Source organism: Pseudomonas izuensis, from assembly GCF_002356535.2.
Taxonomy (GTDB): Bacteria; Pseudomonadota; Gammaproteobacteria; order Pseudomonadales; family Pseudomonadaceae; genus Aquipseudomonas; species Aquipseudomonas izuensis.
The window spans coordinates 915,360-939,065 of sequence record NZ_AP017423.2; the positions used below are offsets into that span (position 1 = coordinate 915,360).

The following is a 23,706-nucleotide window of genomic DNA, read 5'->3' on the forward strand; positions in this document are numbered from 1 at the left end:
CCGAAATTCAGTCGCCAAGGTTATCGCTAACCGAGCCTTGTGCGCACCAACCGCAATCAAAGGGTTGGCCTATTTTTTCATGGCGCTGCAAAGGGTCCATGACCCAGGCCCGGGATTGCCAGGGCGGCTGATGGCGCAGGTGTTGGGTATGGCCGCAGGAAAGTTCGGCCACCCAGTGGCCGTCTTCGTCCTGATGAAAGCCTGTGATCGTCGCACCCCGTCTGTCCGGGTTGTGTTCGCTTTCGGGCGATTGCTTCGCTAAACTGGGTCTTTCATCATTCTTTTGCAAAAGGTCTCGCCCCATGCTGATCGCCGCCAATAAGGCTGTCTCCATCGACTATACCCTGACCAACGACGCTGGTGAGGTCATCGACAGCTCCGCCGGCGGCGCGCCGCTGGTCTACCTGCAAGGCGCAGGCAACATCATCCCGGGCCTGGAAAAGGCCCTGGAAGGCAAAGCAGTCGGCGACGAGCTGACCGTAGCCGTTGAACCTGAAGATGCCTACGGCGAGTACGCGGCCGAACTGGTCAGCACCCTGAGCCGCAGCATGTTCGAAGGCGTCGACGAGCTGGAAGTGGGCATGCAGTTCCACGCTTCCGCTCCGGACGGCCAGATGCAGATCGTGACCATTCGCGACCTGGACGGCGACGACGTTACCGTTGACGGCAACCACCCGTTGGCCGGTCAGCGCCTGAACTTCCAGGTCAAGATCGTTGCTATCCGTGATGCAAGCCAGGAAGAAATCGCCCATGGCCACGTCCATGGCGAAGGTGGCCATCACCACTGATTTTCTGCGCTAAGCTCAGATAACTGGAGAGGCGCCCTGAGGGCGCCTTTTTAGTCTGCGGCTGTCCGAGGCGACACCGCCAAGTGGCTGTTTCGAGAAGAACACGGGAATCTGGAGTACGTCATGAGTGCTTTTCACGACCTTAATTTGACAGCCCTGAATGGTCAGGCGCTACCTCTGGCGCCTTTCAAGGGGCACGTCGTGCTGGTGGTCAACGTTGCCTCCAAATGCGGCTTGACCCCACAGTACGCGGCGCTTGAAAACCTGTACCAGCAATACAAGGGCAAGGGTTTCAGCGTGCTGGGCCTGCCGTGCAATCAATTTGCCGGGCAGGAGCCTGGTTCCGAGCAAGAGATTCAGGCGTTTTGCAGCCTCAACTATGGCGTGACCTTCCCGTTGTCCAGCAAGCTGGACGTCAATGGTCACGAACGTCATCAGCTGTACAAGCTGCTGGCGGGCGAGGGTGCCGAATTCCCTGGTGACATCACGTGGAACTTCGAAAAGTTCCTGCTGGGTAAAGACGGGCGCGTATTGGCGCGGTTCTCGCCACGTACTGCTCCGGATGATCCAAGCGTCGTTCAGGCGATTGAAAAAGCCCTGAGCTGACCCGCTCTTTGTGGGAGCAATGCTTGCTCGCGATGACGTCGGCACATTCAACCCAGATGTTGCCTGACAGACCGCTATCGCGAGCAAGCTTTGCTCCCACAAGCTTTTAACCCTTAATCACCCAAATCAATAGTGCTGTTCAGCGCGTGCGAACCTCCATATTATCGCCGTCATAAAGTCTATTCCCGTGGAGCGCTCACATGCCCGTCAAAGCCCTGTTCAAACCGTTCCACCTCGGCACCCTCGAACTGCCGACCCGTGTCGTCATGGCACCGATGACCCGTTCGTTTTCGCCGGGTGGCGTACCCAATTCCAAAGTGATCGAGTACTACCGCCGTCGCGCCGCGGCTGGCGTAGGCTTGATCATTACCGAAGGCACCACTGTTGGTCACAAGGCTTCCAACGGTTACCCGAATGTGCCGCACTTCTACGGTGAAGCCGCGTTGGCCGGCTGGAAAAAAGTCGTCGACGCCGTACACGCCGAAGGCGGCAAGATCGTTCCGCAGTTGTGGCACGTGGGCAGCGTGCGTCGTATCGGCACCGAGCCGGACGCCAGCGTGCCAGGCTACGGTCCGTCGGAAAAAGTGAAGGATGGCAATGTCGTGGTTCACGGCATGAGCAAGCAGGACATTCAGGATGTAATCGCCGCGTTCGCCCAAGCAGCCAGGGATGCCCAGAGCATCGGCATGGACGGCGTGGAAATCCATGGTGCCCACGGCTATCTGATCGACCAGTTCTTCTGGGAAGGCAGCAACCAGCGTACCGACGAATACGGCGGCAGCCTGGCCAACCGTTCGCGCTTCGCCATCGAGTTGATTCAGGCGGTGCGTGCGGCGGTCGGTGAAGGCTTCCCGATCATCTTCCGCTTCTCCCAGTGGAAACAGCAGGATTACACCGCGCGGCTGGTACAAACGCCCGAGGCGTTGGGCGAGTTCCTCAAGCCGTTGTCCGACGCTGGCGTGGATATTTTCCACTGCTCGACACGCCGTTTCTGGGAGCCGGAATTCGACGGCTCCGAATTGAACCTGGCCGGCTGGACCCGCCAACTGACCGGCAAGCCGACCATCACCGTGGGCAGCGTCGGCCTGGACGGCGAGTTCCTGCAATTCATGGTCAACACCGACAAAGTGGCACAACCGGCCAGCCTGGAAAAACTGCTGGAACGTTTGAACAATGATGAATTCGACCTGGTGGCGGTGGGGCGTGCATTGCTGGTGGACCCCGACTGGGCACAGAAAGTGCGCGACGGCCGCGAGGAAGACATCCTGCCGTTCAGCCGTGAGGCGTTGATGACGCTGGTTTAAGCAGCAACTGGAAAATACTTTCGCGAGCAGGCTCGCTCCCACAGGGTTTGTGTTTAACGCAGATCCACTGTGGGAGCGAGCCTGCTCGCGAAGACTGGCTCAACATCGCCGAAGATTTCAGAGGACGGTCGGTGCATTCGGGATCGCAACCTCACCCACACAAGCCCCCCGCAACTGCCCCTCGAACTGCTCGATAATCGCCGCCCAGCCCTGGCGACTGGCATGCTGGCGCGCATTGAGGCGCATGCAGCGCAATGTTTCGCGCTCCTCCAGCAACCACGCCGCCGCATCGCAGAACGCTTCTTCGTCCCCGGGCATCGCCAGCACGCCGTTGTAGCCATGGCGAATATGCTGCGCCGCCGCCGCCTGATCGTAAGCCACCACCCCAAGTCCGGAGGCCAGCGCCTCGAGCACTACGTTGCCGAAGGTTTCAGTCAGGCTCGGAAACAGAAACACATCCCCCGACGCATAGTGACTGGCCAGGGCCTCACCCCTTTGGCTGCCGCAGAAAATCGCTTCGGGTATTTCGCTTTCCATGAGCAGGCGTTGCGGGCCGTCGCCCACCACGATCAGCTTCAGGGTGCGTTGTGGATAAGTTGACTTCAACCGGTCGAAACAACGTTTGAGCAAACCCAGATTTTTCTCCGGTGCCAAACGTCCTACATGGATGACGGCAATGTCGTTCTCGCCCAGTCCCCATTGTTCGCGCAACGCATTCAAACGTTTGGCCGGATGAAACAACTGGCTGTCGACGCCGCGAGACAGCAGCGCCAGACGCTCGAAATGCCGCCGCTCCAGCTCCATCCGCTGGCTGACGCTGGGTACCAGCGTCAAGGTCGAGCGATTGTGGAACCAGCGCAGGTAGTGGGTCAGCAGGCGCGTCAGTAACCCGAGCCCGTACTGGCTGGAATACTGTTGAAAATTGGTATGAAAGCCGCTGACCACCGAAATGCCCAGGCGTCGTGCCGCGCGCAGTGCCGACAGCCCGAGCGGTCCCTCGGTGGCGATGTACAGGACATCCGGACGGTGACGTTTCCAGCGTCTGAGCAGCTTGTGCATCGACGACTGCCCCCATTGCAGGCCGGGATAGCCCGGCAGCGGCCAGCCACGGCACAGCAACAATTCATCGTCGCCGCCCGCCGAAGGATCACCGCCCTGGCGCGGTCGCACCAGCTCCACCTGATGCCCGCGCGCGCGCAAACCGTCGCACAGGCGACCAAGGGTATTGGCCACGCCGTTGATTTCGGGAGGGAATGTTTCGGTGATCAGGGTGATATGCAGAGCTGTCGTCATGACCTCAGTGTCAGCTGAGGCCATGTCGCCGTTGTGACGGTCAGATGATGGATTTATGAACGCTTTTGTGGGTATGGCTCAGCGCTGGCTCACCAGGTTCTCGGCCCCACGCTCGCGCACCCAGAACAAGGTCGCCCCGGCCACGGCAGCCGGCATCATCAGGATGTTCACCACCGGAATCAGCAGCACCAGATACACGATCCCGCCAAAGCTCATGCTCTGCCAGCGTTTCTGCCGCAGCCAGGCGAGCATCTCGTTCCAGCCCAGCTTGTGGTTGTCCGCCGGGTAGTCGATGTACTGGATCGCCATCATCCAGACACCGAACAGTAGCCAGAGCGGCGCGGCGATGATGTTCACGACGGGGATGAACGAGAGGATGAACAGCCCGATTGCCCGCGGCAGGAAGTAACCGAGTTTGCGCATTTCCCGGCCCAGGGTCCGCGGGATCATGGCGATCAGCTCGCCCCAGCTGAAAGCCGGGAAGTCGTCGGTGCCGCGCACCACCACTTCGACCTTTTCCGCCAGGAAGCCGTTGAACGGTGCGGCGATGACGTTGGCGAGCATCGTGAAAGTGAAGAACACCATCAATGTCACGAGTACCACGAACAGCGGCCACAGCACATAGCTGAGGAAACTCAGCCAGTCGGGCAGGGAAGGCATCAGCGAATCGACCCACAGGCTGAATTGATGGCCAGCCAGATAGATCAATCCGACGAACAGCACCAGGTTGATTGCCAGCGGCAACAACACAAACAAACGCAGGCTTGGGCTCAAGACCAACTTGAGACCTTCGCGCAGGTATTGCGGGCCGGACAGTACAGGGGCGGGCATAACGTGCTCCGAGCAGAGGGAAAACGCGCCGACCTTACCGGCTTTGCCTGACGGGCGAAAGCGCGGCAGCGGTATCGACATTAACTGTAACAAAGGCGCCTTGTTCATCGCGCCGACGGGATAGAGACCACCTATGAGCTGGATTGTTAAACCGTATTTCCTTAATCTTCGCCCCCTCGATACGCTGCACCCATTCTTTTACAGGACTGTCGAGTTCAAGCCTTCCCCAAGTGCTTTCAATGGTCCTTTTTTATTCCCGCCGGCAACCCGGCGTTCCGCGCCAGGTAATTCCGGGCCGGTCAACAGGAGCAGGTCATGTCTGAAGTCCGTCATTCGCGAGTGATTATTCTCGGTTCCGGCCCTGCCGGTTACAGCGCTGCGGTCTATGCCGCCCGTGCCAACCTCAAGCCACTTTTGATCACCGGCATGCAGGCCGGCGGTCAACTGACCACCACCACCGAAGTCGACAACTGGCCGGGCGATGTCCACGGCCTGACCGGCCCGGCGTTGATGGAGCGCATGAAAGAGCACGCCGAGCGCTTTGAAACCGAGATCGTCTTCGATCACATCAATGCCGTGGACTTCGCTTCCAAGCCGTACACCCTGATCGGTGACAGCGCGACTTACACCTGCGACGCCCTGATCATCGCCACCGGTGCCAGCGCTCGCTACCTGGGCCTGCCGTCGGAAGAAGCCTTCATGGGCAAAGGCGTTTCGGCCTGCGCCACCTGCGATGGTTTCTTCTATCGCAATAAGCCAGTGGCTGTGGTTGGCGGCGGCAACACCGCTGTTGAGGAAGCCCTGTACCTGGCCAACATCGCCAGCACCGTGACCCTGATTCACCGTCGCGAAACCTTCCGCGCCGAGAAAATCCTGATCGACAAGCTCAATGCCCGGGTTGCCGAAGGCAAGATCATCCTGAAGCTGAACGCCACCCTGGACGAAGTCCTGGGCGACAACATGGGCGTGACCGGTGCGCGTCTGAAGAACAACGACGGCAGCTTCGACGAAGTGAAGGTCGACGGCGTGTTCATCGCCATCGGCCACACCCCGAACACTTCGCTGTTCGAAGGCCAGTTGACCTTGAAGGACGGCTACCTGGTTGTGCACGGCGGCCGTGACGGCAACGCGACGGCCACCAACCTCGAAGGTATCTTCGCGGCGGGTGACGTGGCTGACCACGTCTACCGTCAGGCCATCACCTCGGCTGGCGCCGGTTGCATGGCGGCACTGGATGCCGAGCGTTATCTGGACAACCTGCAGAACGCTTGATTCTGTAGAAACAAGAAAACCGGCTTCGGCCGGTTTTTTTGTGCCCTCGATTCCATGTTCGATCAAATCTGTTGTAGGAGCGAGCCTGCTCGCGATCACGGTGATTCAGTCGACCTCAATGTTGAATGAAAAATCGTCATCGCGAGCAGGCTCGCTCCTACAGGGATTGTGCGTTCAAATCAGTTTTGCCAGGCACGCCTCAAGAATATCCAAACCCTCCTCCAGCACAGCCGCCTCGGTCGTCAGCGGCGCCAGCAACCGAATGATGTGCCGCGACTTGCCGCTCGGCATCAGCAACAAACCTGCATCCCGCGCCAGTGCCAGCAATTGCGTGAGCCGTGCTGGAGCAGGTGTACCGTCGGCGTTCGCCAATTCAATCCCACGCATCGCGCCAACGCCGGTCAAGCGCCCGAGGTACGGTGACAGGTTGCGATCACGCCACGATTGGTAACGGCTGACAATCGCCTCTTCCTGCTGCGTGCCCCAGGCTTGCAGATGGGGATCGGTCATTTCATCCAGGGTCGCCAGCGCGGCGGCGCAGGCGATGGGGTTGCCGGAATAGGTGCCACCCAGGCCGCCCTTGGGCAAGGTGTCGAGCAGCGACTTGCGTCCAACCACCGCCCCCAGCGGCACGCCGCCAGCGATGCTTTTGCCGAGCAGGATCAGGTCCGGCTCGATGCCCAGTCGCGAGAATGCAAAGCGCTGGCCGGTGCGGCCGAAACCGGACTGGATTTCATCGGCGATCAGCACAATGCCTTTCTCGTCACACAAGCGCCGCAGTGCCTGGGCGAATGCCACATCCAAGGCGAGGAAACCCGCTTCGCCCTGCACCGGCTCGACAATAAAGCAGGCCACGTCTTCGATGTCGATTTCGACGCTGAACAGGCGCTCCATGGCCTTGAGCGCTTCGGCGCAGGTCACGCCATTGTCCTGGCTGGGGAAGGGCAGGTGATACACCGGCCCCGGCAATACGCCGACTTTCTGCTTGTAGGGTGCGACTTTGCCGTTGAGATTTAGGGTAGCCAGCGTACGGCCGTGGAAGGCGCCGTCGAAGGCAATCACTGCCGTGCGGCCGGTCGCGCCACGGACGATCTTCAGCGCATTTTCGGCCGCTTCGGCGCCGCTGTTGGTGAGCATGCCGCTGACCGGGTAGTTCACCGGAATGAAGCCCGAAAGGCGATCCATGAGTGCGATATAGGGCGTATGAGGCGCGGCGTTGAACGCGTAGTGAGTCAGCCGCGTGGCCTGATCTTGAATGGCTGCGACAATGCGTGGATGGCAATGGCCGAGGTTCAGCACGCCGATGCCGCCGACGAAGTCGATGTAGCGTTTGCCGTCAATGTCCCAGACTTCGGCATTTTTGCCGTGGCTGAGTGTGACAGGGTGAACGATGTTGATCGACTGACTGATGGTTTCGCTGCTCATGGGTGACCGGCTCGGAAGTGGGAGGACTTCTTTTTATCTAAGCCGTGAGCAGTGCTGGCCGGCAAACGAAATAAAGTCGCCGGGTCAATCTTAAAAGTGGGGATGTGTCGCAGAACATCTGTAGGAGCGAGCCTGCTCGCGATGATCGCCAGCGATAACGCTGGCTACCTGAAACCCCGCGGTGTTCTTGCGTCCATCGCGAGCAGGGTTCAGGTTCACAGCCGGGTTTGGTTCAACGGCGGGTCAGCGGTTGCTGGGTGAATTTCACCCCGGCCAGACCATGGGCCATCAACGCACGGATATTGCCGTGATCGCTGCCTTCGGGCGTGGCCAGCACCGAACGGTAATGCTCGCCGAAAGCCAGCAGTGCTTCGTCATCGCTCAGGCCTTCCAACAGTGCCAGACCCAGGGTCTTGCACGAGCCTTCGTTCTGCCCTGCCGCGTTTTCCACGCCGCCGTTGTTGAATGCCTGTGGCTGATAGTCGTAGCCGGCGGCAATGAACGCCAGGGTATCGGCAAAAACGTGTTCGCCGCTGTTGAAGCTGGCGCGCAGGGTATTCAAATCACTCATGGGTTTTTCCTTTGGCGAACGCCGCTTGTTGATCGGCGCTGGCTTCTTGCTGAAATTGGGCTTTCCACTCGGCGTACGGCATGCCGTAAACCACTTCGCGGGCTTCATCGAGGCTGACATCGATCTGGCGTTCGTCGGCAGCGGCCTTGTACCACTTGGACAGGCAGTTGCGGCAGAAACCCGAGAGGTTCATCAGGTCGATGTTCTGCACATCCTTGCGGCTGTCCAGGTGGGCCACCAGTCGGCGAAAGGCGGCGGCTTCGAGTTCGAGGCGTTCTTGATCAGTCATGGGGGTCTCTGCGAGACAGCTGCAAGCCACAAGCTTCAAGCTGCAAGATGGGTTTCGGTGGCTTGTAGCTTACCGCTTGAAGCTTGAAGCTTGAAGCTTGAAGCTTGAAGCTTAGCGGCTTGCCGCAAGCGTAATCGACACCGACTCTGCAAACCTCAGGGCGTGAGGCTTGTCGACTTCGACCTCGGCGTACAGCACCGACTCGTTGGCCATGACCAGGTCCAGCAGTTCCTGGGTCAGGCGTTCGAGCAGGGCAAAGCGATTGCCCTCGACATGCGCAATGATCGCCTTGGTGATGGTCCGGTAGTTCAGGGCATGGTCGATATCGTTGTCACGCACCGCGTCCTGGGCCGCGTAGAGGATGGTCAGGTTGATCAACACATCCTGCTTGTTGAGGATTTCGTCCTCATTGATGCCGATGTAGGTGCGCAGGCACAGGTCCTTGACCCGAATGCGTGCCATGCCTGGTTGAAGTTGTGGCATTACGTCTTGCTCCGTCCAATCAATTGCAGGAACTCCTGGCGGGTATTGCTCGACTCGCGGAAAGCGCCGAGCATCACCGAGGTATTCATGGTCGAATTCTGTTTCTCGACGCCGCGCATCATCATGCACATGTGTTGGGCTTCGATGACCACGGCAACGCCAGCCGCACCGGTGACCTTTTGCACCGCCTCGGCGATCTGCCGGGTCAGGTTTTCCTGGATTTGCAGGCGACGGGCGAACATGTCCACCAGTCGTGCAATCTTCGACAGGCCCAGCACCTTGCCCGTTGGAATATAAGCCACATGCGCCTTGCCGATGAAGGGCAGCATGTGATGTTCGCAGAGCGAGTAGAGCTCGATGTTGTCGACGATCACCATTTCATCATTGTCGGAGGCGAACAGCGCACCGTTGACGATTTCTTCAACGCACTGTTCGTAGCCATGGCAGAGGTACTGCATGGCTTTGGCAGCGCGCATCGGAGTGTCGAGCAGGCCTTCGCGGTCGGGGTCTTCACCCACGCCGATCAGGATCTCGCGATAGCTTTCGGACAGGGCGTTCCGGGGCAGGGATAGCGTCATGGAAGATCCTCGCGGGGCACTATTTGATGTGCCTTCCGCCGTTGACGGTCAGGGTTGTGCCGGTGACATAAGGGTTGTCGAGCAAATAACGCAGGCTTTGGTAAATCACTTCGCTGCCCGGCTCGATGCCCAGCGCGGATTTGGCCAGCGCCTTGGCGCGGTAGGCCGCGTCGTCATCAGGGTTGAACATTAGCAGGGCCGGGGCGATTGCGTTGACCTTGATGCCAGGCGCGTACTTGGCGGCAAAGGACAGGGTCAGGTTTTCGAGTCCGGCTTTGCTGGCGCAGTAGCCGATGTGCCGGCTGCTGCCCTTGCGGGTCACGTCATCGCTGATGTGGACGATGTCGGCCGGGTTCGAGCGTTCGAGCAGATCAGCGCAATGCAGATTGATCAGATAGGGCGCCAGCATGTGCACATTGAACATGCGGGTGAATGCCGTCGCATCGGTGTCCGGGGTTTCGGCCAGCCACTCGGAGGCGTTATGGACAATCGCCCGCAGGCTGTCGGCATGGGTTTTCAGTTCGCCGATGAAGGCGAAGATTCCGGCTTCGGTGGAGAAGTCTGCAAACACCGCCGTCGCCCCCAGGTCGCGCAGGACTTGCACGCCGGGACGTTCACTGCGGTAGCTGAAGATCACGCGATGGCCGTCTTCGAGCAATCGCTGCGCACAGTGCAGGCCGACACGCTGGCCGGCACCGGTGATAAGGATTGGGGCTACCGAGGAATTCATGAACGGCTCGCGTCGCGGTGAGAGCAAAACTATACCAGCGACAACAGCGGACTACCTATGGGTGCAGCGTCCTCTGTGGGAGCGAGCCTGCTCGCGAAGGCGATTCTATTCGCGACATCTGAGGCCTGCGTAACAATCAATGTCTTGAATCATGACGGGGCGGCAGGGGTACAATGGGATCCAAACAAAAACACGGACGCCAATCCGCTGATGCCTGTCCTGACTGACGTTGCTACCGCTAAGTCGCCTATGCTCTCTCTTGAACGGGAAGAGCTCTTTCCCATTCGCGAAGTGGCGCGGCTGACGGGCGTCAACCCGGTCACGCTTCGCGCATGGGAACGGCGTTACGGTCTGATCGTTCCCACGCGTACCGAAAGCGGACATCGTCTGTACTCCATGGCCGATATCGAGCGTGTGCGCAGTATCCTCGAGTGGATCGAGCGCGGCGTGGCGGTGAGCAAGATCGGCAAGATCCTGGCCAAGGCGGCACCGCTTGAAGCACTGTCGCACTTCATCCCCAATGACCTGGTACACGCCGACTACGCGCAATGGCAGCAGCAAGTGCAGGCTGCAGTAAGTGCTTTCGACGATGTTCAGCTGGAGCAGGTCTACGGACAGATCTTTTCCACTTACTCCCAGCCGGTGGTGTTCCAGGACATCCTTGTCCCGCTGTGGAAACAATTGCTGCAACGCCAGGACTCATTCGGCCGGACCAGTGAGTGGCTGTTCCTGGACGGTTTTCTGCGGTCACGGGTTTTGCAGCGTTTGCTGTTGATCCGCGACAAGCAACCAAGGCGAGTTCTCGTCAGTGCCCTGGCAGGCCAGTGCCGGGAACTTGAGTTGTTGGTTGCCGCCCTGTTCCTGAGCAGCGGACATACCGGCGTGCGCGTGTTGACCACCGGCCAGCCGTTCGACGAATTGACGCTGGTCTGCGATCGAATCAAACCCCAGGCGCTGGTGCTGTTTTCCAATCATGTACCCACCCCTGATCTGCCACGGCGTTTGAATCGCCTGGCGATGAGCCTGGAGTGTCCGGTGATGCTGGCTGGCGATGCGTCCGATCTCGCTCAGGACAGTCTGGCCGGATCGTCGATTGGCTGCCTGGGGAACGAAGGCACGGTGATGCGCCAGCGACTGAAACAGTTTCTGGCGGGCAACCTGGATACTTGAAGTCAGAGATGCAGGGTGGGGTGGGTCAAGCGGTGCTGCTGCAGGATGTACTGGCGCAGGCGTTCGGTTTCATCCTTGTCGCTCTGGCTCAGTGTGTAGGCATAGAAGCCGTTCTCGGTTTCTTTCTCGAGCGTGCCACGCAAGGCAATCCGCTCGTAGCCTGACGGGCTGAACCATAATGCAAAGTGCTTCGGCGCCTTGGTCTTGTTGTGAATTTCCAGCAAAACCCCTTTGAACGATACTTCGTGCACCCACATCGTGCCAGGCTGGCCCTTGGCGTTTTCCAGTGCCACGGGTTCGTCGAGCACCAGGCGCCATGGCCGGACCAGAGGCCCGTCTTCATAAATGCTGGGGACACCCAGACGCAGATGCAGGGCATGGAACTCGTCTTCCACCAGATGCAGCGGGAAGGTCATTTGCTGGTTTTCGAAGTTGGCGTGAATGGTGACTTGCTCATGGGCAGCAAGGCGCGTGAGCAAGTCACGGATTTGCGAACCACCGTTGACGAGCAGGCTCGACGTTGCGTCCCGCACATTGAGTTGCGGGTTGTGTTGCATGCTCTGAATGAAATCCAGTTCATCCTGGGTCAGGAGCGCGTCGCGTTGCATGGCTAGCTCGAAAGAAATAATTACAAAGTCATTGGTGATTGTAGTTAATGACAACTAATTCGCAGATTTGTTTGTACCGTTCGTCGCCTTGAGCGCAGCAAGTTCAGCCTGGACTTGCGCCAATTGCGCTTCAAGCTGCGCCACACGCTGCTGCGCCTTGACCTGCACGGTCACGTCTTTCTGCACGCCGATGAAATAAACCTGCCCATCATTCAGGTTTTTCACCGTTGAAAGGGACAGCTCATTCCAGAACGGTGTGCCGTCCTTGCGGTAGTTACGCAGGATTTCCCGGCAGGATCCTTCATTGTTCAACGCGTCACGGATCTTCGGCAGCGCGTCTTGATCGCGATCGCCGGATTGCAGGAAACGGCAATCCTGATAGAGGATTTCTTCGCTGGTGTAACCCGTCAGGCGTTCGAACGCCGGGTTGACGTAAATCAGGATCTTGTCTTGATCGCCTTCCTTTTCGGCAATCACGATACCGTCGTTGGAGGCATTGATGGCCAGTTGCAGCAGTTTGGCGTTGATCATGGGTGAACCTCTTCCTTGTTGGTTGTCTGGGGCATTCTAAAAGAACAAGACAGGCCGTGCTGTTAATATCCCGGTCTTTTACTCAGCTTCAGGATCAGATTGATGAAAGTCGCCATCATTTCCGGCTCGGTGTACGGCACGGCTGAAGAAGTCGCCCGCCATGCCTCCAGTATTTTGAAAGCCGCCGGTTTCGAAACCTGGCACAACCCGCGTGCAAGCCTGGCCGATGTGCAGGCCTTTGGCCCCGAAGCCTTCCTGGCCGTGACCTCGACCACCGGCATGGGCGAACTGCCGGACAACCTGCAGCCGCTGTACTTCGCAATTCGCGATCAGTTGCCCGCTGCCTGGCGCGGCTTGCCGGGGGCGGTGATCGGTCTGGGCGATGCCAGTTATGGTGATACGTTCTGCGGCGGCGGTGAGTTGATGCGTGAGCTGTTCGCTGAGCTGGGCATCCGCGAAGTCCTGCCGATGCTGCGCCTGGACGCCAGCGAAAGCGTGACGCCGGAAGCGGACGCCGAGCCCTGGCTGGCGGAACTGGCGGGCGCTCTACGCGGCTGACCGGTCCGGTCGAAGCACCCGCGACCGGGCTCGTCATTGTTCTGGCGGGGCGGCTGAACGCGCGCCCCACCTCTTCTCTGGCGGCGGCTGTTTGACATGGATCCACTATCCCCTGTCCGCTGACTCGTTCGGCCATCAAGCTGGCTGCCAATGCAACTACGCGAACCCGGAGGGCTGGCTAGACTCGGTAGTTATTGGAAACACTCCATAATAAAAACCAGAGGTTCCTAGCCGTGAGCGTAGCCCCCGTCCAATCGCCACAGAGTGTCAAAGAGCTGGTCAGCCCCGCCGAATGGCAGACCCGCATCGACCTCGCTGCCTGTTATCGCCTGGTGGCCCAGCATGGCTGGGATGATCTGATTTTCACCCACATCTCCGCCAAAGTGCCGGGTACTGATGACTTCCTCATCAATCCGTTCGGGCTGATGTTTCATGAAATTACTGCGTCGAGCCTGGTCAAGGTCGATCAGGCCGGCAACAAGCTGATGGACAGCCCCTACGAGATCAACCCGGCCGGGTACACCATCCACAGTGCGGTGCATGAGGTCCGTCACGATGTCGTCTGTGTGCTACACACTCATACGGCGTCCGGGGTGGCGGTGTCGGCGCAGAAACAGGGCGTATTGCCGATCAGCCAGCAGTCGCTGTTCGTCCTTTCGAGCCTGGCGTATCACGCCTACGAAGGCGTCGCGCTTAACCATGAGGAGAAGGCACGGTTGCAGGCCGATCTCGGCGAAAACAATTTTCTGATGCTGCACAACCACGGTCTGCTGACCTGCGGCAGCAGCATTACCGACACCTTCCTGATGATGTTCACCTTCCAGCGCGCCTGCGATATCCAGGTCATGGCACAGACCGGCGGCGCGGAACTGATCGCCATCGAGCCACACATTCTGGCGGGTGCCAAGGCGATGATCGCCGGTGTCACCAAAAGTGCTCAAGGCATGGGCGGCGCGTTGGCCTGGCCAGCGCTGTTGCGCAAACTCGATAAACAAGACCCGGGTTATAAACTCTAATGGCCCTCGCCGAGATCCCGCTGTGTATCTGGCGCAAGCGCGGCCAGACGTTCGAGTTCCGTGGCCAGGCCATCCGTTACTGGACGGCGGGGCAGGGTGAGCCACTGCTGCTCATCCATGGCTTCCCAAGCGCCAGTTGGGACTGGCATTACCTGTGGCAACCACTGACTCAGCGCTATCGCGTGATCGCCTGCGACATGCTGGGTTTCGGTGACTCGGCCAAACCGGTGAGCCACGCCTACAGCCTGCTGGAGCAGGCCGATCTGCAACAGGCGCTGCTGGAGCACCTGGATGTCGGGCAACCGGTGCATTTATTGGCTCACGATTATGGCGACAGCGTGGCTCAGGAATTGCTGGCCCGGCATTACGAATCGCAGATCAATATCGCAAGCTGTGTGTTCCTCAATGGTGGGTTGTTTCCGGAAACCCATCGCCCGGTCCTGATGCAAAAATTGCTGCTCAGCCCCTTGGGCTGGATGATCGGCCGTGCGTTCAGTCGTGACGGGCTGGTGAAGAGCTTTCGCCAGATCTTTGGTCCACACACCCGCCCCAGTGAAAGCGAGATGGATGATTTCTGGAGCCTGATCGAAAACAATCATGGCCCAAGGATCATGCACAAATTGATCACCTACATTCCCGAGCGGCGCACACGGCGCGAGCGTTGGGTCGGCGCGATGCAACGCGGCGAGGTGCCGCTGCGGGTGATCGATGGCGAGGTCGACCCGATCTCCGGGGCGCATATGGTCGCGCGTTATCGAGAGCTGATCCCCGAACCCGACACGGTGTTGTTGAGCGACATCGGCCATTACCCGCAGATCGAGGCGCCGTGCCAGGTACTCAAGCACTACCTGGCATTTCGCGACCGGCTGATGTTGCCGCCACTGAAAGTAGCGTGTTCATAGTGCTGAGCCTGCTGTAGGAGCCGGCTTGCCGGCGAAGGCGACCTGATTGGCGGTGCAAGACTCCAGGCCGCCTTCGCTGGCAAGCCAGCTCCTGCAGAGGCCGGGGATGAATGAAGCATCTGCGGCTACATCATCCCCCTGCCTTATCGCACACCATTCAGCCTCCCCCCTGTTCATTGTGACCCGCGCCGCCGTGCCTGAAACTCCAAGGCAATGTCCCTGGCCTGCTGGAGTTCCCCATGAATGAATCTGTGCGCTTCGAAGATAAAGTCGTGATCATCACTGGTGCAGGTGGCGGCCTGGGACGGGCGCACGCACTGCTGTTCGCCAAACAGGGCGCCAAAGTGCTGGTCAACGACCTCGGCGGCTCGACCCAGGGTGAAGGCGCCAACGCTTCGGCGGCGGATCGCGTGGTCGCGCAAATCCGCGAAGCCGGCGGCACTGCCGAGGCCAACCACGACTCGGTCACCGACGGCGACAAGCTTGTTCAACATGCCCTCGATGCCTTCGGTCGTGTCGATGTCGTGGTCAACAACGCCGGCATCCTGCGCGACAAGACCTTCCACAAAATGGAAGATGCCGACTGGGACCTGGTTTACCGCGTCCACGTCGAAGGTGCCTACAAAGTCACCCGCGCCGCCTGGCCGCACATGCGCGAGCAAAACTACGGCCGGGTGATCTTCACCGCCTCCACCTCGGGCATCTACGGCAACTTCGGCCAGTCCAACTACGGCATGGCCAAACTCGGCCTCTACGGCCTGACCCGCACCCTGGCCATCGAAGGTCGCAAGAACAACATCCTGGTCAACGCCATCGCCCCCACCGGCGGCACCCGCATGACCGAAGGCCTGATCCCGCCGCAAGTGTTCGAACAACTCAAACCGGAACTGGTCAGCCCGTTGGTGGTGTACCTGGCCAGCGAAAACTGCCAGGAAACCTCCGGCCTATTCGAAGTCGGCGGCGGCTGGATGGGCAAGGTGCGCTGGGAACGCAGCCTCGGCGCCGGGTTCGACCCACGGGCCGGTTTCTCCCCGGAAGACGTGGCGGCGCACTGGCAGCAGATCTGTGATTTCGAGGGGGCGGCGCATCCGAAGGACAACATTGAAGCGCTGAAGGAAATGATGGGGAATTTGCAGAAATATTCGCTCTGATTCCGCTTTACCCGGCAGGGCCTGCACGGGCCCTGCAATCCCTTCGATTTGCCCCTTCGCTTGAAAACCATCGCCCATAAAAAAAGGCCGCTGCAAAAGCAGCGGCCAAAGCAAGACGTTGGATCCAGGAGCTACAAATCAACGTCGGTGTACACGGGGCGATGACTCGAAAGCTTCAAATCATCTGAAATCTGTCGCGAACGGCGTGGTGCATCAAACGCTGTCGCTTCGTGCTATCCGGCGGTTTCCCGTGAAAGCCCGGAAAGAATAAGTCTTTGCCGGTAAAGGAAAAATAGCGATTCCGGACATGCACTGTTACGGGGCGCGCAACAGTCGAATGCGCTGTAGGCTCTTTCACTGTAGCAGCTGGTTGTAGGAGCTGCCGCAGGCTGCGATCTTTTGATGTTGTCTTTAAAAGATCGCAGCCTCGTTTCACTCGACAGCTCCTACACAACTCCTACACAGCTCAGGTGTTTATCGCCCCCATGCGTTGCGCTGATAGGTCGCCATTGCGGGCATCCATGCACTGCGCAACACCCCGTACTCAGCGGCCAGTCATCCTTTGGAGGTACACCGCGAATACCTCCTTGGTGCGCTTATCGCCCTCGGCGGGCGGCAGTAGGGTGAGGCCTTCTGTCACTCACCGGGGAAGACGCATGACAAAAACAACAATGCGCGCCATCTTCAAACCGCAGGCGCTGGCCGCTGCGGTGGCCTTGGGTTGCTGTGCCCAGGCACAGGCCGTTTCATTCAACATCGGGGAAATCGAGGGGACGTTCGACTCTTCGCTGTCGATCGGCGCGAGTTGGGGCATGCGCGATGCCGACAAGTCGCTGGTGGGCATCGTCAATGGCGGGACTGGCCAGGCATCGACCGGCGACGACGGGCGTCAGAACTTCGGAAAGGGCGAAACCTTCTCGAAGATTTTCAAAGGTATCCACGACCTTGAACTGAAGTATGGCGATACCGGTGTGTTTCTCCGTGGCAAGTACTGGTACGACTTCGAGTTGAAGGACGAAGACCGGCCGTTCAAGCAAATCAGCGATGACAACCGCAAGGAAGGCGCCAAGTCCTCCGGGACCCAACTCCTCGACGCTTTTGTCTACCACAACTACTCCATCGCCGATCTGCCGGGCACGGTGCGCGCCGGCAAGCAGGTGGTCAGTTGGGGGGAAAGTACCTTCATCGGAAACTCGATCAACAGCATCAACCCGGTCGACGTCTCCGCGTTCCGTCGTCCCGGTGCCGAGATCAAGGAAGGTCTGATTCCGGTCAACATGCTGTTCGCCTCCCAAGGCCTGACGGACAAGTTGACGGTCGAAGGCTTCTATCAACTGGAGTGGGACCAGACCGTCGTCGACAACTGCGGCACTTTCTTCGGCAACGATGTGGTGGCCGACGGCTGCAACAAGAACTACACCGTCGCCAGTCCGGCCATTGCGCCGTTGCAGCCGGTAGCCGCGGCTTTTGGCCAGGGCTTCGAGGTCACCCGGGAAGGGGTGGTCGTTCCTCGCGGCCCGGACCGCGATGCCCGGGACTCGGGGCAGTGGGGTACCGCACTGCGCTGGCTGGGGGATGACACCGAGTACGGCCTGTACTTCATGAACTACCACAGCCGCACACCCAACGTCGGTACGACGACGGCGGGCGCCTCCACGCTGGCGAGCATTCCCGGGATCGTCGCGGCGGCCAATCGTCTTGCACCTGGCAGCGGCTCGGGCCTGGCGCAAAGCGTGATGCTCGGCCGTGGCCAGTATTTCCTCGAATACCCGGAAGACATTCGCCTGTACGGCGCGAGCTTCTCCACCACGTTGCCCACCGGCACGGCGTGGACCGGTGAGATCAGCTATCGCCCCAACCTGCCGATACAGGTCAACAGCACCGACCTGACCCTGGCCATGCTCAACCCGATTGCCGGCGGCGCAGCGTCACCCATCGCCACCGCGCCTGGCGCCGACAACAAGGGCTATCGGCGCAAGGAAGTGACGCAGGTCCAAAGCACCCTGACGCACTTCGTCGACCAGGTTGCGGGCGCGGATCGCCTGACACTGGTAGGCGAAGCGGCAGTGGTCCATGTCGGTGGCCTGGAGCCCCGCAGCAAGCTGCGCTACGGCCGCGACTCGGTCTATGGCCAGTATGGTTTCGGCGGCGATACCAATGGTTTCGTGACCTCGACTTCGTGGGGTTATCGCGCCCGGGCGATCCTCGATTACAACAACGTCATTGCCGGGATCAACTTCCGCCCCAACCTGTCGTGGTCCCACGACGTCTCCGGTTACGGCCCCAACGGCCTGTTCAACGAGGGCGCCAAGGCCGTCAGCCTCGGCGTCGATGCGGACTACCGCAACACCTACACCGCAAGCCTCAGTTACACCGACTTCTTCGGTGGCAACTACAACACGCTCGAGGACCGCGACTTCGTGGCGTTGAGCTTTGGCGTGAACTTCTGACCTGTCTCGAGAAGGATGATTTCCATGCGCAAGATGATTCTGCAATGCGGTGTCCTGGCCCTCGGTCTGCTGGCCGCCAACGTCATGGCCGCAGTGTCCCCGGAAGAAGCGAACAAACTTGGCACCAGTCTCACACCGTTGGGGGGCGAGAAGGCTGGCAATGCCGACGGCTCGATTCCGGCGTGGACCGGAGGCATCCCGAAAAACGCCGGCGCGGTGGACAGCAAGGGTTTCCTGGCGGACCCGTTCGCCAATGAAAAACCGCTGTTCATCATTACGGCGGCGACGGTCGACAAGTACAAGGACAAGCTCTCCGACGGGCAGATCGCGATGTTCAAGCGCTACCCCGACACCTACAAGATCCCGGTGTATCCGACCCACCGCACAGCCGCACTGCCAGCGGACATCTATGAGTCGGCCAAGCGCAGCGCGTTGAACGTTACCCCGATCAACGATGGTAACGGCCTGGCCAATTTCACCGGCAATCGCTACTACGCCTTTCCGATTCCGAAGAACGGGGTCGAGGTGATCTGGAACCACATCACCCGTTATCACGGCGGCAATCTGCGCCGCACCATCACCCAGGCAACGCCGCAGGCCAATGGCGATTTCACCGTCATCCGCTTCAAGGACGAGGTGGCCGTGCCGTCGTTGCTGGGGGATTTGAAACCGGGCAGTGATGACAACGTGCTCAACTATTTCAAGCAGGAAGTGACGGCGCCGGCGCGGCTGGCGGGTAACGTGCTGCTGGTCCACGAGACCCTCGATCAGGTCCAGGAGCCGCGCAAGGCCTGGATCTACAACGCCGGTCAGCGCCGTGTGCGGCGTGCACCGCAAGTGGCCTATGACGGCGTGGGCACCTCGTCCGATGGCTTGCGCACCACCGACAACTTCGACATGTTTTCCGGTGCGCCGGACCGCTACGACTGGAAGCTGATCGGCAAGAAGGAAATGTACATCCCGTACAACAGCTACAAACTCGACTCGCCTGACCTGAAATATACCGATGTGATCAAGGCCGGCCATATCAATCAGGACCTGACCCGTTACGAATTGCACCGGGTGTGGGAAGTCGTCGCCACGGTCAAGCCCAACGAGCGGCACGTGTATGCCAAGCGGCACATGTACCTCGACGAAGACACTTGGCAGGTGGCGCTGGCCGATCACTATGACGGTCGCGGCCAGCTCTGGCGTGTGGCCGAAGGGCATGCGCAGTTCTATTACGATCATCAGGTGCCGGCCTATACGGTCGAAGCACTGTATGACCTGATTGCCGGTCGCTACATCGCACTGGGGATGAAGAACGAAGAGAAACGCAGCTTCGAATTCAACATCGCCGCCAAAGCCGGGGACTACACACCGGCAGCCCTGCGGAGCACGGGTGTGAGGTAATCTTCCTACAACCTCCTACACAAAAAGGTGACTTTACGGTCACCTTTTTTATGTCTGCAAATCAGCCTGCTGAATACTTCTTCAACAAGCGCTCCGGAGAGGGCTAGGGTGGCGCCACAATTATAAAAAGGCGCACCACTATGACTGCCATGACGACGTGTCTGGACCGTCCTGGACTTCTGCCTCGCTTGTGTTCCCATCATGTGTCCCGCGCGCGATTGGTCGAGCCATTGCTGGCCTCCACGGCACGGGTGAAATTGCTTTGCGCGCCGGCCGGCAGCGGCAAGAGTGCGCTGCTTACCGAGTGCCTGTTGCGGGCGCCGACGCCCTGCCGGGTGTATTGGCTGCCGTTGGCCGGCGAGTCATTGAGTGTTGCCGATTTCCGGCAGCGGCTGGCGTACGTGCTGGGGCTGGCAACGTCGGATGAGCTTGCATTGCTGGAGCATCTGGCCCGGTTGCGAACGCCAACCTGGCTGTTTATCGATGATTACTGTCGTTTTTCCCATCCTGAGCTCGACCGTCTGCTCGATCGCTTGCTGGCCCTCACAAACCCGGTGTTGAGTTGGTGGCTGGGTTCGCGCAGGCGTCCGTCCTGCAATTGGCCACGGTTGTTGCTCGATGACGAGGTGTATGAGTGCAACGGTCCGGCGCTGGCTTTTACCGAGTCTGACGTCGAGCAGTTGCTCGGCCATGTAGAGCCTTCCCAGGCGGCCAGTTTGGCCAAACGCGTCGTTCAGCGCAGCGGCGGATGGGGTGCCGGTGTGCGCATTGCCTTGCTCGAGGGTTGCCCGTGGTCTGCCGGGCAGGACAGGCAGGGGCGCTCGACGACATTGCTCGATTATCTGCAGCATGAATTGTTCAACACCTTGCCGCCGGAGCTGGTGGAGGCCTGGCAGGTGCTGGCCCATCTGCCGCGCTTCAATGCCGGACTCTGCGAGCATCTGTTCGGTGCCGGAGAGGGCGCAGGATGGTTGCAGGCCTTGCAGGAGATGGGGTGCTTTATCGAACCCTGGGAAGATTCTGCAGAATGGTTTCGTGTGTTCGTACCACTGGCCCGAGCCATGCGTGACGAACAGGGAACGGTGGGGCGCTCCTGGCATCGGCGCGCGTGCCAATGGTTCTGCGCCGAAGAGGATTGGCAGGGGGCGTTCGAGCAGGCGCTGCTGGCTGAAGAGTTCGAGGTGGCGGTCAGTCTGTTGCAGCACTTTAATTTCGAGCATTTGTTCCGGCGCGAGAACGTACGTCTGTTACTGAGTCTGCATGAGCGCCAGGGGCAAGAGTTGACCCTCGGTTCGCCACAACTGGTCGGTCTGATCACGGCGGCGCTGCTGTTTGCCGGACGCTTCGACCAGGCGGCGCTGTGCATCGAACAAATGGCGCGCTTTGCACCGCAACCGACGGCGGCATCGCAGCGGCAATTGTTGGCACGCTGGCAGGCGCAGCAAGGCTGGTTGCTGCATTTGCAGGGGCGCATGCCGGCCGCTCGCGGACATTTCGTCGAGGCATTGGCCGAACTGGCAGCAGAGGCCTGGCCGGCACGCTTGCTGTGCCTGTCCGGGCTGACCCAGCAGGCGCTGCTCAATGCCGAACTCGATGCCGCGCAGGCCCTCAATCGTGAGGCGCTGTGCCTGGCGCGGGCACAAGGTTCGTTGCTGTTCGAAGGCTTGCTCGAACTCGATCACGCACAATTGCTCGAACATCGTGGCGCTCCCCGGCGTGCCGAGAGCCTGTTGGCCGATATTCATGAATTGTTGAGCCGGCAGGCTGATCGCCCGACACCGTTGCTGGGACGTATTGCCTTGCGACGCGGGCGTCTGGCGCTGTGGCAGGGACAGGATGGAGTAGCCGCCGAGTTCTTCCAGAGCGGCCTTCAGGATTGCCTGCACAGTCAGGACAAGCGGGCATTGTACGGCTTTCTCGGGCAGGCCCAGGTAGCGGCCAACCAACGGGACTACGCCCACGCGTTTGACCGCTTGCGTGAGGCCGAGCGGTTGATGCAACAGCGACAGATTCCCGACACCGTTTATCGCAGTGCACTGCTGCAAATCAGCGGTCACTTCTGGTTGCAGCAAGGTCGACCGGAGCTGGTCCACGAAGCACTGACTCGCGTGTTGCGCCATTACCGCGGGCCTCATGCCCGGCAGGCGCCGCCGGCCACGGTGGAGCTGCTTGCGCGGGTCGAGTACCTGCTGATCATCGCCGAGACCCAACTGCAATTGACGCAGACTCCGCTGGAGCAGCTCAAGGCTTTGCTCGATCACGCGCAACAGCATGGAATGCTGGCGCTGGAAACCGAATTGCAGTTGGCCATCTGCGAAGTGGCGGACATCGTCGGCGAAACAGGCCTGGCGACCTCGGCGTTACAGGCGGGACTGGCGTTAGTGAGGCGTTGTCATCTACAGCAGGCTTTGAATGAGTTGCGGCTGCGTCAACCGACCTTGCTCGGTCGCCTCGGCGTGGACGACGAACCTGCGGCGCTTCTGGACGCCAGTCCGTTGAGCGGGCGTGAACTGGAGGTGCTCCGCCTGATCGCCCAAGGCAACTCCAATCAACAGATCGCCGAGCAGTTGTTTATCTCATTGCATACGGTGAAAACCCACGCGCGACGTATTCACAGCAAATTAGGCGTTGAACGTCGGACTCAAGCCGTGGCCACGGCGAAGAAGCTGGGCTTGATTGCGCAAGGGTAGGAGAGCCGACCAGACTTTTGACTCGATCCCTGTAGGAGCAAAGCTTGCTCGCGATGGCGTCGTTACACTCAACAATGCAGCGCCTGACACACCGTCATCGCGAGCAAGCTTTGCTCCTACAGGTCGTCAGGCAACAGGTTTGCTATCCGGCTCAAAGCCCATTCGCCAACTGACCGCCCGCGTGGCGGCCAGCAAGCGTTGCGCCGCCGGGCCATCTTCATCGGCATGAAACAGCGACGTCGGGCCAACCACTGTCAGTACGGCCACGACATTGCCCATTGCGTTGAAGACCGGCGCGGACAAGGCATCGACGCCGGGCATCAGCAAACCATGTACATGGTGCAAGCCGCGTGCGCGGATCTGCTCGCACATGGCGGCATAGGTCTGCTCGTCGGCCAGCGCATGGCCTGTGTGCGCCAGCAGTTCCTGCTCGCGTAATTCAATGGTTTCGCGCTTGGGCAGATAGGCGCCAAACACCAGGCCTGTGGAAGAACTGAGCAATGGCAACACCGAGCCCAATTGGGTCACCACGGTGACCGCACGCACCGCTGGTTCGATGTGCACCACGGTCGCGCCCTGATTGCCCCACACCGCCAAAAAGCAGGTTTCGTTCAGGTCGTCGCGCAATTCGGCCAAGGGCAGGGCGGCGACTTTCAGCACGTCCATACTGTTGAGTGCCGCCAGCCCCACGCGCAAGGCCTCGCGGCCCAGCCCGTAATGGTTGGTCGCGGGATTCTGCTCGGCAAAGCCGCTGGCGATCAGGGCCTGCAAATAGCGGTGAACCTTGCTCGCCGGCATCTGCACGTGTTCCGCCAGGCGCGAGAGTGACGTCGACGGCGACAACTCGGCCAAGGCCTTGAGGATGTCGGTACCCACCTCGGCGGAGCGGACTTTCTGTTTACCGTTACTGTCGCTCGCGGGCTTTTGCATGGTGGCGCCGTCTTTCAAGGGAGGAGTTCCGGGGATGAATGGGCGTCTTTATAGCTTGACGGTCATTACCAATCAAATTACGTTATTCGTAATTGAATTACGATAAAAACAACTCCGGCGTGCCGAGACCTCTTCCGC

At 60.0% G+C, this 23,706-nt stretch carries 24 protein-coding genes; 12 read left to right on the forward strand and 12 right to left on the reverse strand.

The annotated features are described in order from the left end of the window. Positions 1 to 7: 7 nt before the first annotated feature. The gene (locus tag LAB08_RS04020) at positions 8 to 334 is read right to left on the reverse strand and encodes a DUF3565 domain-containing protein (protein WP_096515570.1); all 327 of its coding nucleotides are present in this window, start codon (positions 332 to 334) and stop codon (positions 8 to 10) included. On the opposite strand from LAB08_RS04020, the gene LAB08_RS04025 reads away from it, so the two are divergent. From LAB08_RS04025 to LAB08_RS04035, 3 genes are all read left to right on the forward strand, one after another. After that, complete coding sequence (locus LAB08_RS04025; RefSeq protein WP_007942189.1) at positions 303 to 788, forward strand: FKBP-type peptidyl-prolyl cis-trans isomerase; 486 nt, start codon at positions 303 to 305, stop codon at positions 786 to 788. The two genes, LAB08_RS04020 and LAB08_RS04025, sit on opposite strands and share 32 nt — an antisense overlap. Before the next feature lie 123 nt (positions 789 to 911). After that, the gene (locus tag LAB08_RS04030) at positions 912 to 1,394 is read left to right on the forward strand and encodes a glutathione peroxidase (protein WP_096513421.1); all 483 of its coding nucleotides are present in this window, start codon (positions 912 to 914) and stop codon (positions 1,392 to 1,394) included. Between the two features lie 200 nt (positions 1,395 to 1,594). Further along, the gene (locus LAB08_RS04035; RefSeq protein WP_096513420.1) at positions 1,595 to 2,698 is read left to right on the forward strand and encodes an NADH:flavin oxidoreductase; all 1,104 of its coding nucleotides are present in this window, start codon (positions 1,595 to 1,597) and stop codon (positions 2,696 to 2,698) included. A gap of 117 nt (positions 2,699 to 2,815) precedes the next feature. Here the strand turns inward: LAB08_RS04035 and LAB08_RS04040 are convergent, their stop codons facing one another. Beyond that, entirely contained in the window at positions 2,816 to 4,015 is a 1,200-nt protein-coding gene (locus LAB08_RS04040) for a glycosyltransferase family 4 protein (protein WP_096513419.1), read from the reverse strand. Positions 4,016 to 4,069: 54 nt separating this feature from the next. After that, entirely contained in the window at positions 4,070 to 4,822 is a 753-nt protein-coding gene (gene cysZ / locus LAB08_RS04045) for a sulfate transporter CysZ (RefSeq protein ID WP_096513418.1), read from the reverse strand. A 315-nt stretch (positions 4,823 to 5,137) separates the two neighbouring features. Between cysZ and trxB the strand changes: the two genes are divergently transcribed. Continuing rightward, positions 5,138 to 6,094: a thioredoxin-disulfide reductase gene (trxB, locus tag LAB08_RS04050; protein WP_096513417.1), complete on the forward strand. Its 957-nt coding sequence runs from the start codon at positions 5,138 to 5,140 to the stop codon at positions 6,092 to 6,094. A gap of 174 nt (positions 6,095 to 6,268) precedes the next feature. Here the strand turns inward: trxB and LAB08_RS04055 are convergent, their stop codons facing one another. The 6 genes from LAB08_RS04055 to folM form a co-directional block, all read right to left on the reverse strand. Then, positions 6,269 to 7,519 carry a 2-aminoadipate transaminase gene (locus LAB08_RS04055; RefSeq protein WP_096513416.1) on the reverse strand — a complete coding sequence of 417 codons (1,251 nt, stop codon included), beginning with the start codon at positions 7,517 to 7,519 and terminating at the stop codon, positions 6,269 to 6,271. A gap of 232 nt (positions 7,520 to 7,751) precedes the next feature. Continuing rightward, entirely contained in the window at positions 7,752 to 8,090 is a 339-nt protein-coding gene (locus LAB08_RS04060) for a HopJ type III effector protein (protein WP_096513415.1), read from the reverse strand. Then, positions 8,083 to 8,379 (reverse strand): DUF1244 domain-containing protein, encoded by a 297-nt coding sequence (locus tag LAB08_RS04065; RefSeq protein WP_096513414.1) that lies wholly within the window; start codon positions 8,377 to 8,379, stop codon positions 8,083 to 8,085. The genes LAB08_RS04060 and LAB08_RS04065 overlap by 8 nt, the downstream gene beginning before the upstream one ends. Before the next feature lie 111 nt (positions 8,380 to 8,490). Further along, a complete protein-coding gene (gene folX, locus LAB08_RS04070; RefSeq protein WP_096513413.1) occupies positions 8,491 to 8,862 on the reverse strand; it encodes a dihydroneopterin triphosphate 2'-epimerase in 372 nt (123 codons plus the stop codon). Beyond that, positions 8,862 to 9,440 carry a GTP cyclohydrolase I FolE gene (gene folE / locus LAB08_RS04075; protein WP_096513412.1) on the reverse strand — a complete coding sequence of 193 codons (579 nt, stop codon included), beginning with the start codon at positions 9,438 to 9,440 and terminating at the stop codon, positions 8,862 to 8,864. The genes folX and folE overlap by 1 nt, the downstream gene beginning before the upstream one ends. A 19-nt stretch (positions 9,441 to 9,459) precedes the next feature. Further along, positions 9,460 to 10,170, reverse strand: coding sequence for a dihydromonapterin reductase (gene folM, locus LAB08_RS04080; RefSeq protein WP_096513411.1), 711 nt, complete (start codon positions 10,168 to 10,170; stop codon positions 9,460 to 9,462). A 210-nt stretch (positions 10,171 to 10,380) separates the two neighbouring features. Between folM and LAB08_RS04085 the strand changes: the two genes are divergently transcribed. Further along, the gene (locus LAB08_RS04085) at positions 10,381 to 11,340 is read left to right on the forward strand and encodes a MerR family transcriptional regulator (protein WP_096513410.1); all 960 of its coding nucleotides are present in this window, start codon (positions 10,381 to 10,383) and stop codon (positions 11,338 to 11,340) included. Positions 11,341 to 11,342: 2 nt separating this feature from the next. Here LAB08_RS04085 and LAB08_RS04090 read toward each other — a convergent pair whose 3' ends face one another. Both LAB08_RS04090 and LAB08_RS04095 read right to left on the reverse strand, forming a co-directional pair. After that, complete coding sequence (locus LAB08_RS04090) at positions 11,343 to 11,948, reverse strand: hypothetical protein (protein ID WP_096513409.1); 606 nt, start codon at positions 11,946 to 11,948, stop codon at positions 11,343 to 11,345. A 54-nt stretch (positions 11,949 to 12,002) separates the two neighbouring features. Next, the gene (locus LAB08_RS04095; RefSeq protein WP_096513408.1) at positions 12,003 to 12,479 is read right to left on the reverse strand and encodes a PAS domain-containing protein; all 477 of its coding nucleotides are present in this window, start codon (positions 12,477 to 12,479) and stop codon (positions 12,003 to 12,005) included. Between the two features lie 102 nt (positions 12,480 to 12,581). On the opposite strand from LAB08_RS04095, the gene LAB08_RS04100 reads away from it, so the two are divergent. The 7 genes from LAB08_RS04100 (at position 12,582) to LAB08_RS04130 (ending at position 22,638) form a co-directional block, all read left to right on the forward strand. Next, positions 12,582 to 13,037 (forward strand): flavodoxin, encoded by a 456-nt coding sequence (locus LAB08_RS04100; protein ID WP_096513407.1) that lies wholly within the window; start codon positions 12,582 to 12,584, stop codon positions 13,035 to 13,037. 233 nt (positions 13,038 to 13,270) lie between these two features. Continuing rightward, entirely contained in the window at positions 13,271 to 14,053 is a 783-nt protein-coding gene (locus LAB08_RS04105) for a class II aldolase/adducin family protein (RefSeq protein ID WP_096513406.1), read from the forward strand. Then, entirely contained in the window at positions 14,053 to 14,955 is a 903-nt protein-coding gene (locus tag LAB08_RS04110; RefSeq protein WP_096513405.1) for an alpha/beta fold hydrolase, read from the forward strand. Before LAB08_RS04105 ends, LAB08_RS04110 begins: the two co-directional genes overlap by 1 nt. A gap of 239 nt (positions 14,956 to 15,194) precedes the next feature. After that, on the forward strand, positions 15,195 to 16,106 hold the full coding sequence (locus LAB08_RS04115) for an SDR family oxidoreductase (RefSeq protein ID WP_096513404.1): 912 nt from the start codon (positions 15,195 to 15,197) through the stop codon (positions 16,104 to 16,106). A 656-nt stretch (positions 16,107 to 16,762) separates the two neighbouring features. Next, entirely contained in the window at positions 16,763 to 18,556 is a 1,794-nt protein-coding gene (locus LAB08_RS04120) for a DUF1302 domain-containing protein (protein WP_096513403.1), read from the forward strand. Between the two features lie 24 nt (positions 18,557 to 18,580). Next, positions 18,581 to 19,948, forward strand: a complete 1,368-nt coding sequence (locus LAB08_RS04125) for a DUF1329 domain-containing protein (protein ID WP_096513402.1) — start codon at positions 18,581 to 18,583, stop codon at positions 19,946 to 19,948. 140 nt (positions 19,949 to 20,088) lie between these two features. Further along, complete coding sequence (locus LAB08_RS04130; protein ID WP_096513401.1) at positions 20,089 to 22,638, forward strand: helix-turn-helix transcriptional regulator; 2,550 nt, start codon at positions 20,089 to 20,091, stop codon at positions 22,636 to 22,638. A gap of 126 nt (positions 22,639 to 22,764) precedes the next feature. Here LAB08_RS04130 and LAB08_RS04135 read toward each other — a convergent pair whose 3' ends face one another. Beyond that, positions 22,765 to 23,568: an IclR family transcriptional regulator gene (locus tag LAB08_RS04135; RefSeq protein WP_096515568.1), complete on the reverse strand. Its 804-nt coding sequence runs from the start codon at positions 23,566 to 23,568 to the stop codon at positions 22,765 to 22,767. Positions 23,569 to 23,706: the final 138 nt, after the last annotated feature.

Bases quoted from the DNA above. Each gene is read 5' to 3' on its own strand.
- folE (WP_096513412.1), bottom strand. From the start codon at position 9,440: ATGACGCTATCCCTGCCCCGGAACGCCCTGTCCGAAAGCTATCGCGAG.
- LAB08_RS04130 (WP_096513401.1), top strand. From the start codon at position 20,089: ATGACTGCCATGACGACGTGTCTGGACCGTCCTGGACTTCTGCCTCGC.
- LAB08_RS04040 (WP_096513419.1), bottom strand. From the start codon at position 4,015: ATGGCCTCAGCTGACACTGAGGTCATGACGACAGCTCTGCATATCACC.
- LAB08_RS04025 (WP_007942189.1), top strand. From the start codon at position 303: ATGCTGATCGCCGCCAATAAGGCTGTCTCCATCGACTATACCCTGACC.
- LAB08_RS04030 (WP_096513421.1), top strand. From the start codon at position 912: ATGAGTGCTTTTCACGACCTTAATTTGACAGCCCTGAATGGTCAGGCG.
- LAB08_RS04135 (WP_096515568.1), bottom strand. From the start codon at position 23,568: ATGCAAAAGCCCGCGAGCGACAGTAACGGTAAACAGAAAGTCCGCTCC.
- LAB08_RS04095 (WP_096513408.1), bottom strand. From the start codon at position 12,479: ATGATCAACGCCAAACTGCTGCAACTGGCCATCAATGCCTCCAACGAC.
- LAB08_RS04060 (WP_096513415.1), bottom strand. From the start codon at position 8,090: ATGAGTGATTTGAATACCCTGCGCGCCAGCTTCAACAGCGGCGAACAC.
- LAB08_RS04020 (WP_096515570.1), bottom strand. From the start codon at position 334: ATGGAGACAGCCTTATTGGCGGCGATCAGCATGGGGCGAGACCTTTTG.
- LAB08_RS04125 (WP_096513402.1), top strand. From the start codon at position 18,581: ATGCGCAAGATGATTCTGCAATGCGGTGTCCTGGCCCTCGGTCTGCTG.
- LAB08_RS04100 (WP_096513407.1), top strand. From the start codon at position 12,582: ATGAAAGTCGCCATCATTTCCGGCTCGGTGTACGGCACGGCTGAAGAA.
- trxB (WP_096513417.1), top strand. From the start codon at position 5,138: ATGTCTGAAGTCCGTCATTCGCGAGTGATTATTCTCGGTTCCGGCCCT.
- folX (WP_096513413.1), bottom strand. From the start codon at position 8,862: ATGCCACAACTTCAACCAGGCATGGCACGCATTCGGGTCAAGGACCTG.
- LAB08_RS04115 (WP_096513404.1), top strand. From the start codon at position 15,195: ATGAATGAATCTGTGCGCTTCGAAGATAAAGTCGTGATCATCACTGGT.
- LAB08_RS04120 (WP_096513403.1), top strand. From the start codon at position 16,763: ATGACAAAAACAACAATGCGCGCCATCTTCAAACCGCAGGCGCTGGCC.
- folM (WP_096513411.1), bottom strand. From the start codon at position 10,170: ATGAATTCCTCGGTAGCCCCAATCCTTATCACCGGTGCCGGCCAGCGT.
- LAB08_RS04110 (WP_096513405.1), top strand. From the start codon at position 14,053: ATGGCCCTCGCCGAGATCCCGCTGTGTATCTGGCGCAAGCGCGGCCAG.
- LAB08_RS04055 (WP_096513416.1), bottom strand. From the start codon at position 7,519: ATGAGCAGCGAAACCATCAGTCAGTCGATCAACATCGTTCACCCTGTC.
- cysZ (WP_096513418.1), bottom strand. From the start codon at position 4,822: ATGCCCGCCCCTGTACTGTCCGGCCCGCAATACCTGCGCGAAGGTCTC.
- LAB08_RS04085 (WP_096513410.1), top strand. From the start codon at position 10,381: ATGCCTGTCCTGACTGACGTTGCTACCGCTAAGTCGCCTATGCTCTCT.
- LAB08_RS04090 (WP_096513409.1), bottom strand. From the start codon at position 11,948: ATGCAACGCGACGCGCTCCTGACCCAGGATGAACTGGATTTCATTCAG.
- LAB08_RS04035 (WP_096513420.1), top strand. From the start codon at position 1,595: ATGCCCGTCAAAGCCCTGTTCAAACCGTTCCACCTCGGCACCCTCGAA.
- LAB08_RS04065 (WP_096513414.1), bottom strand. From the start codon at position 8,379: ATGACTGATCAAGAACGCCTCGAACTCGAAGCCGCCGCCTTTCGCCGA.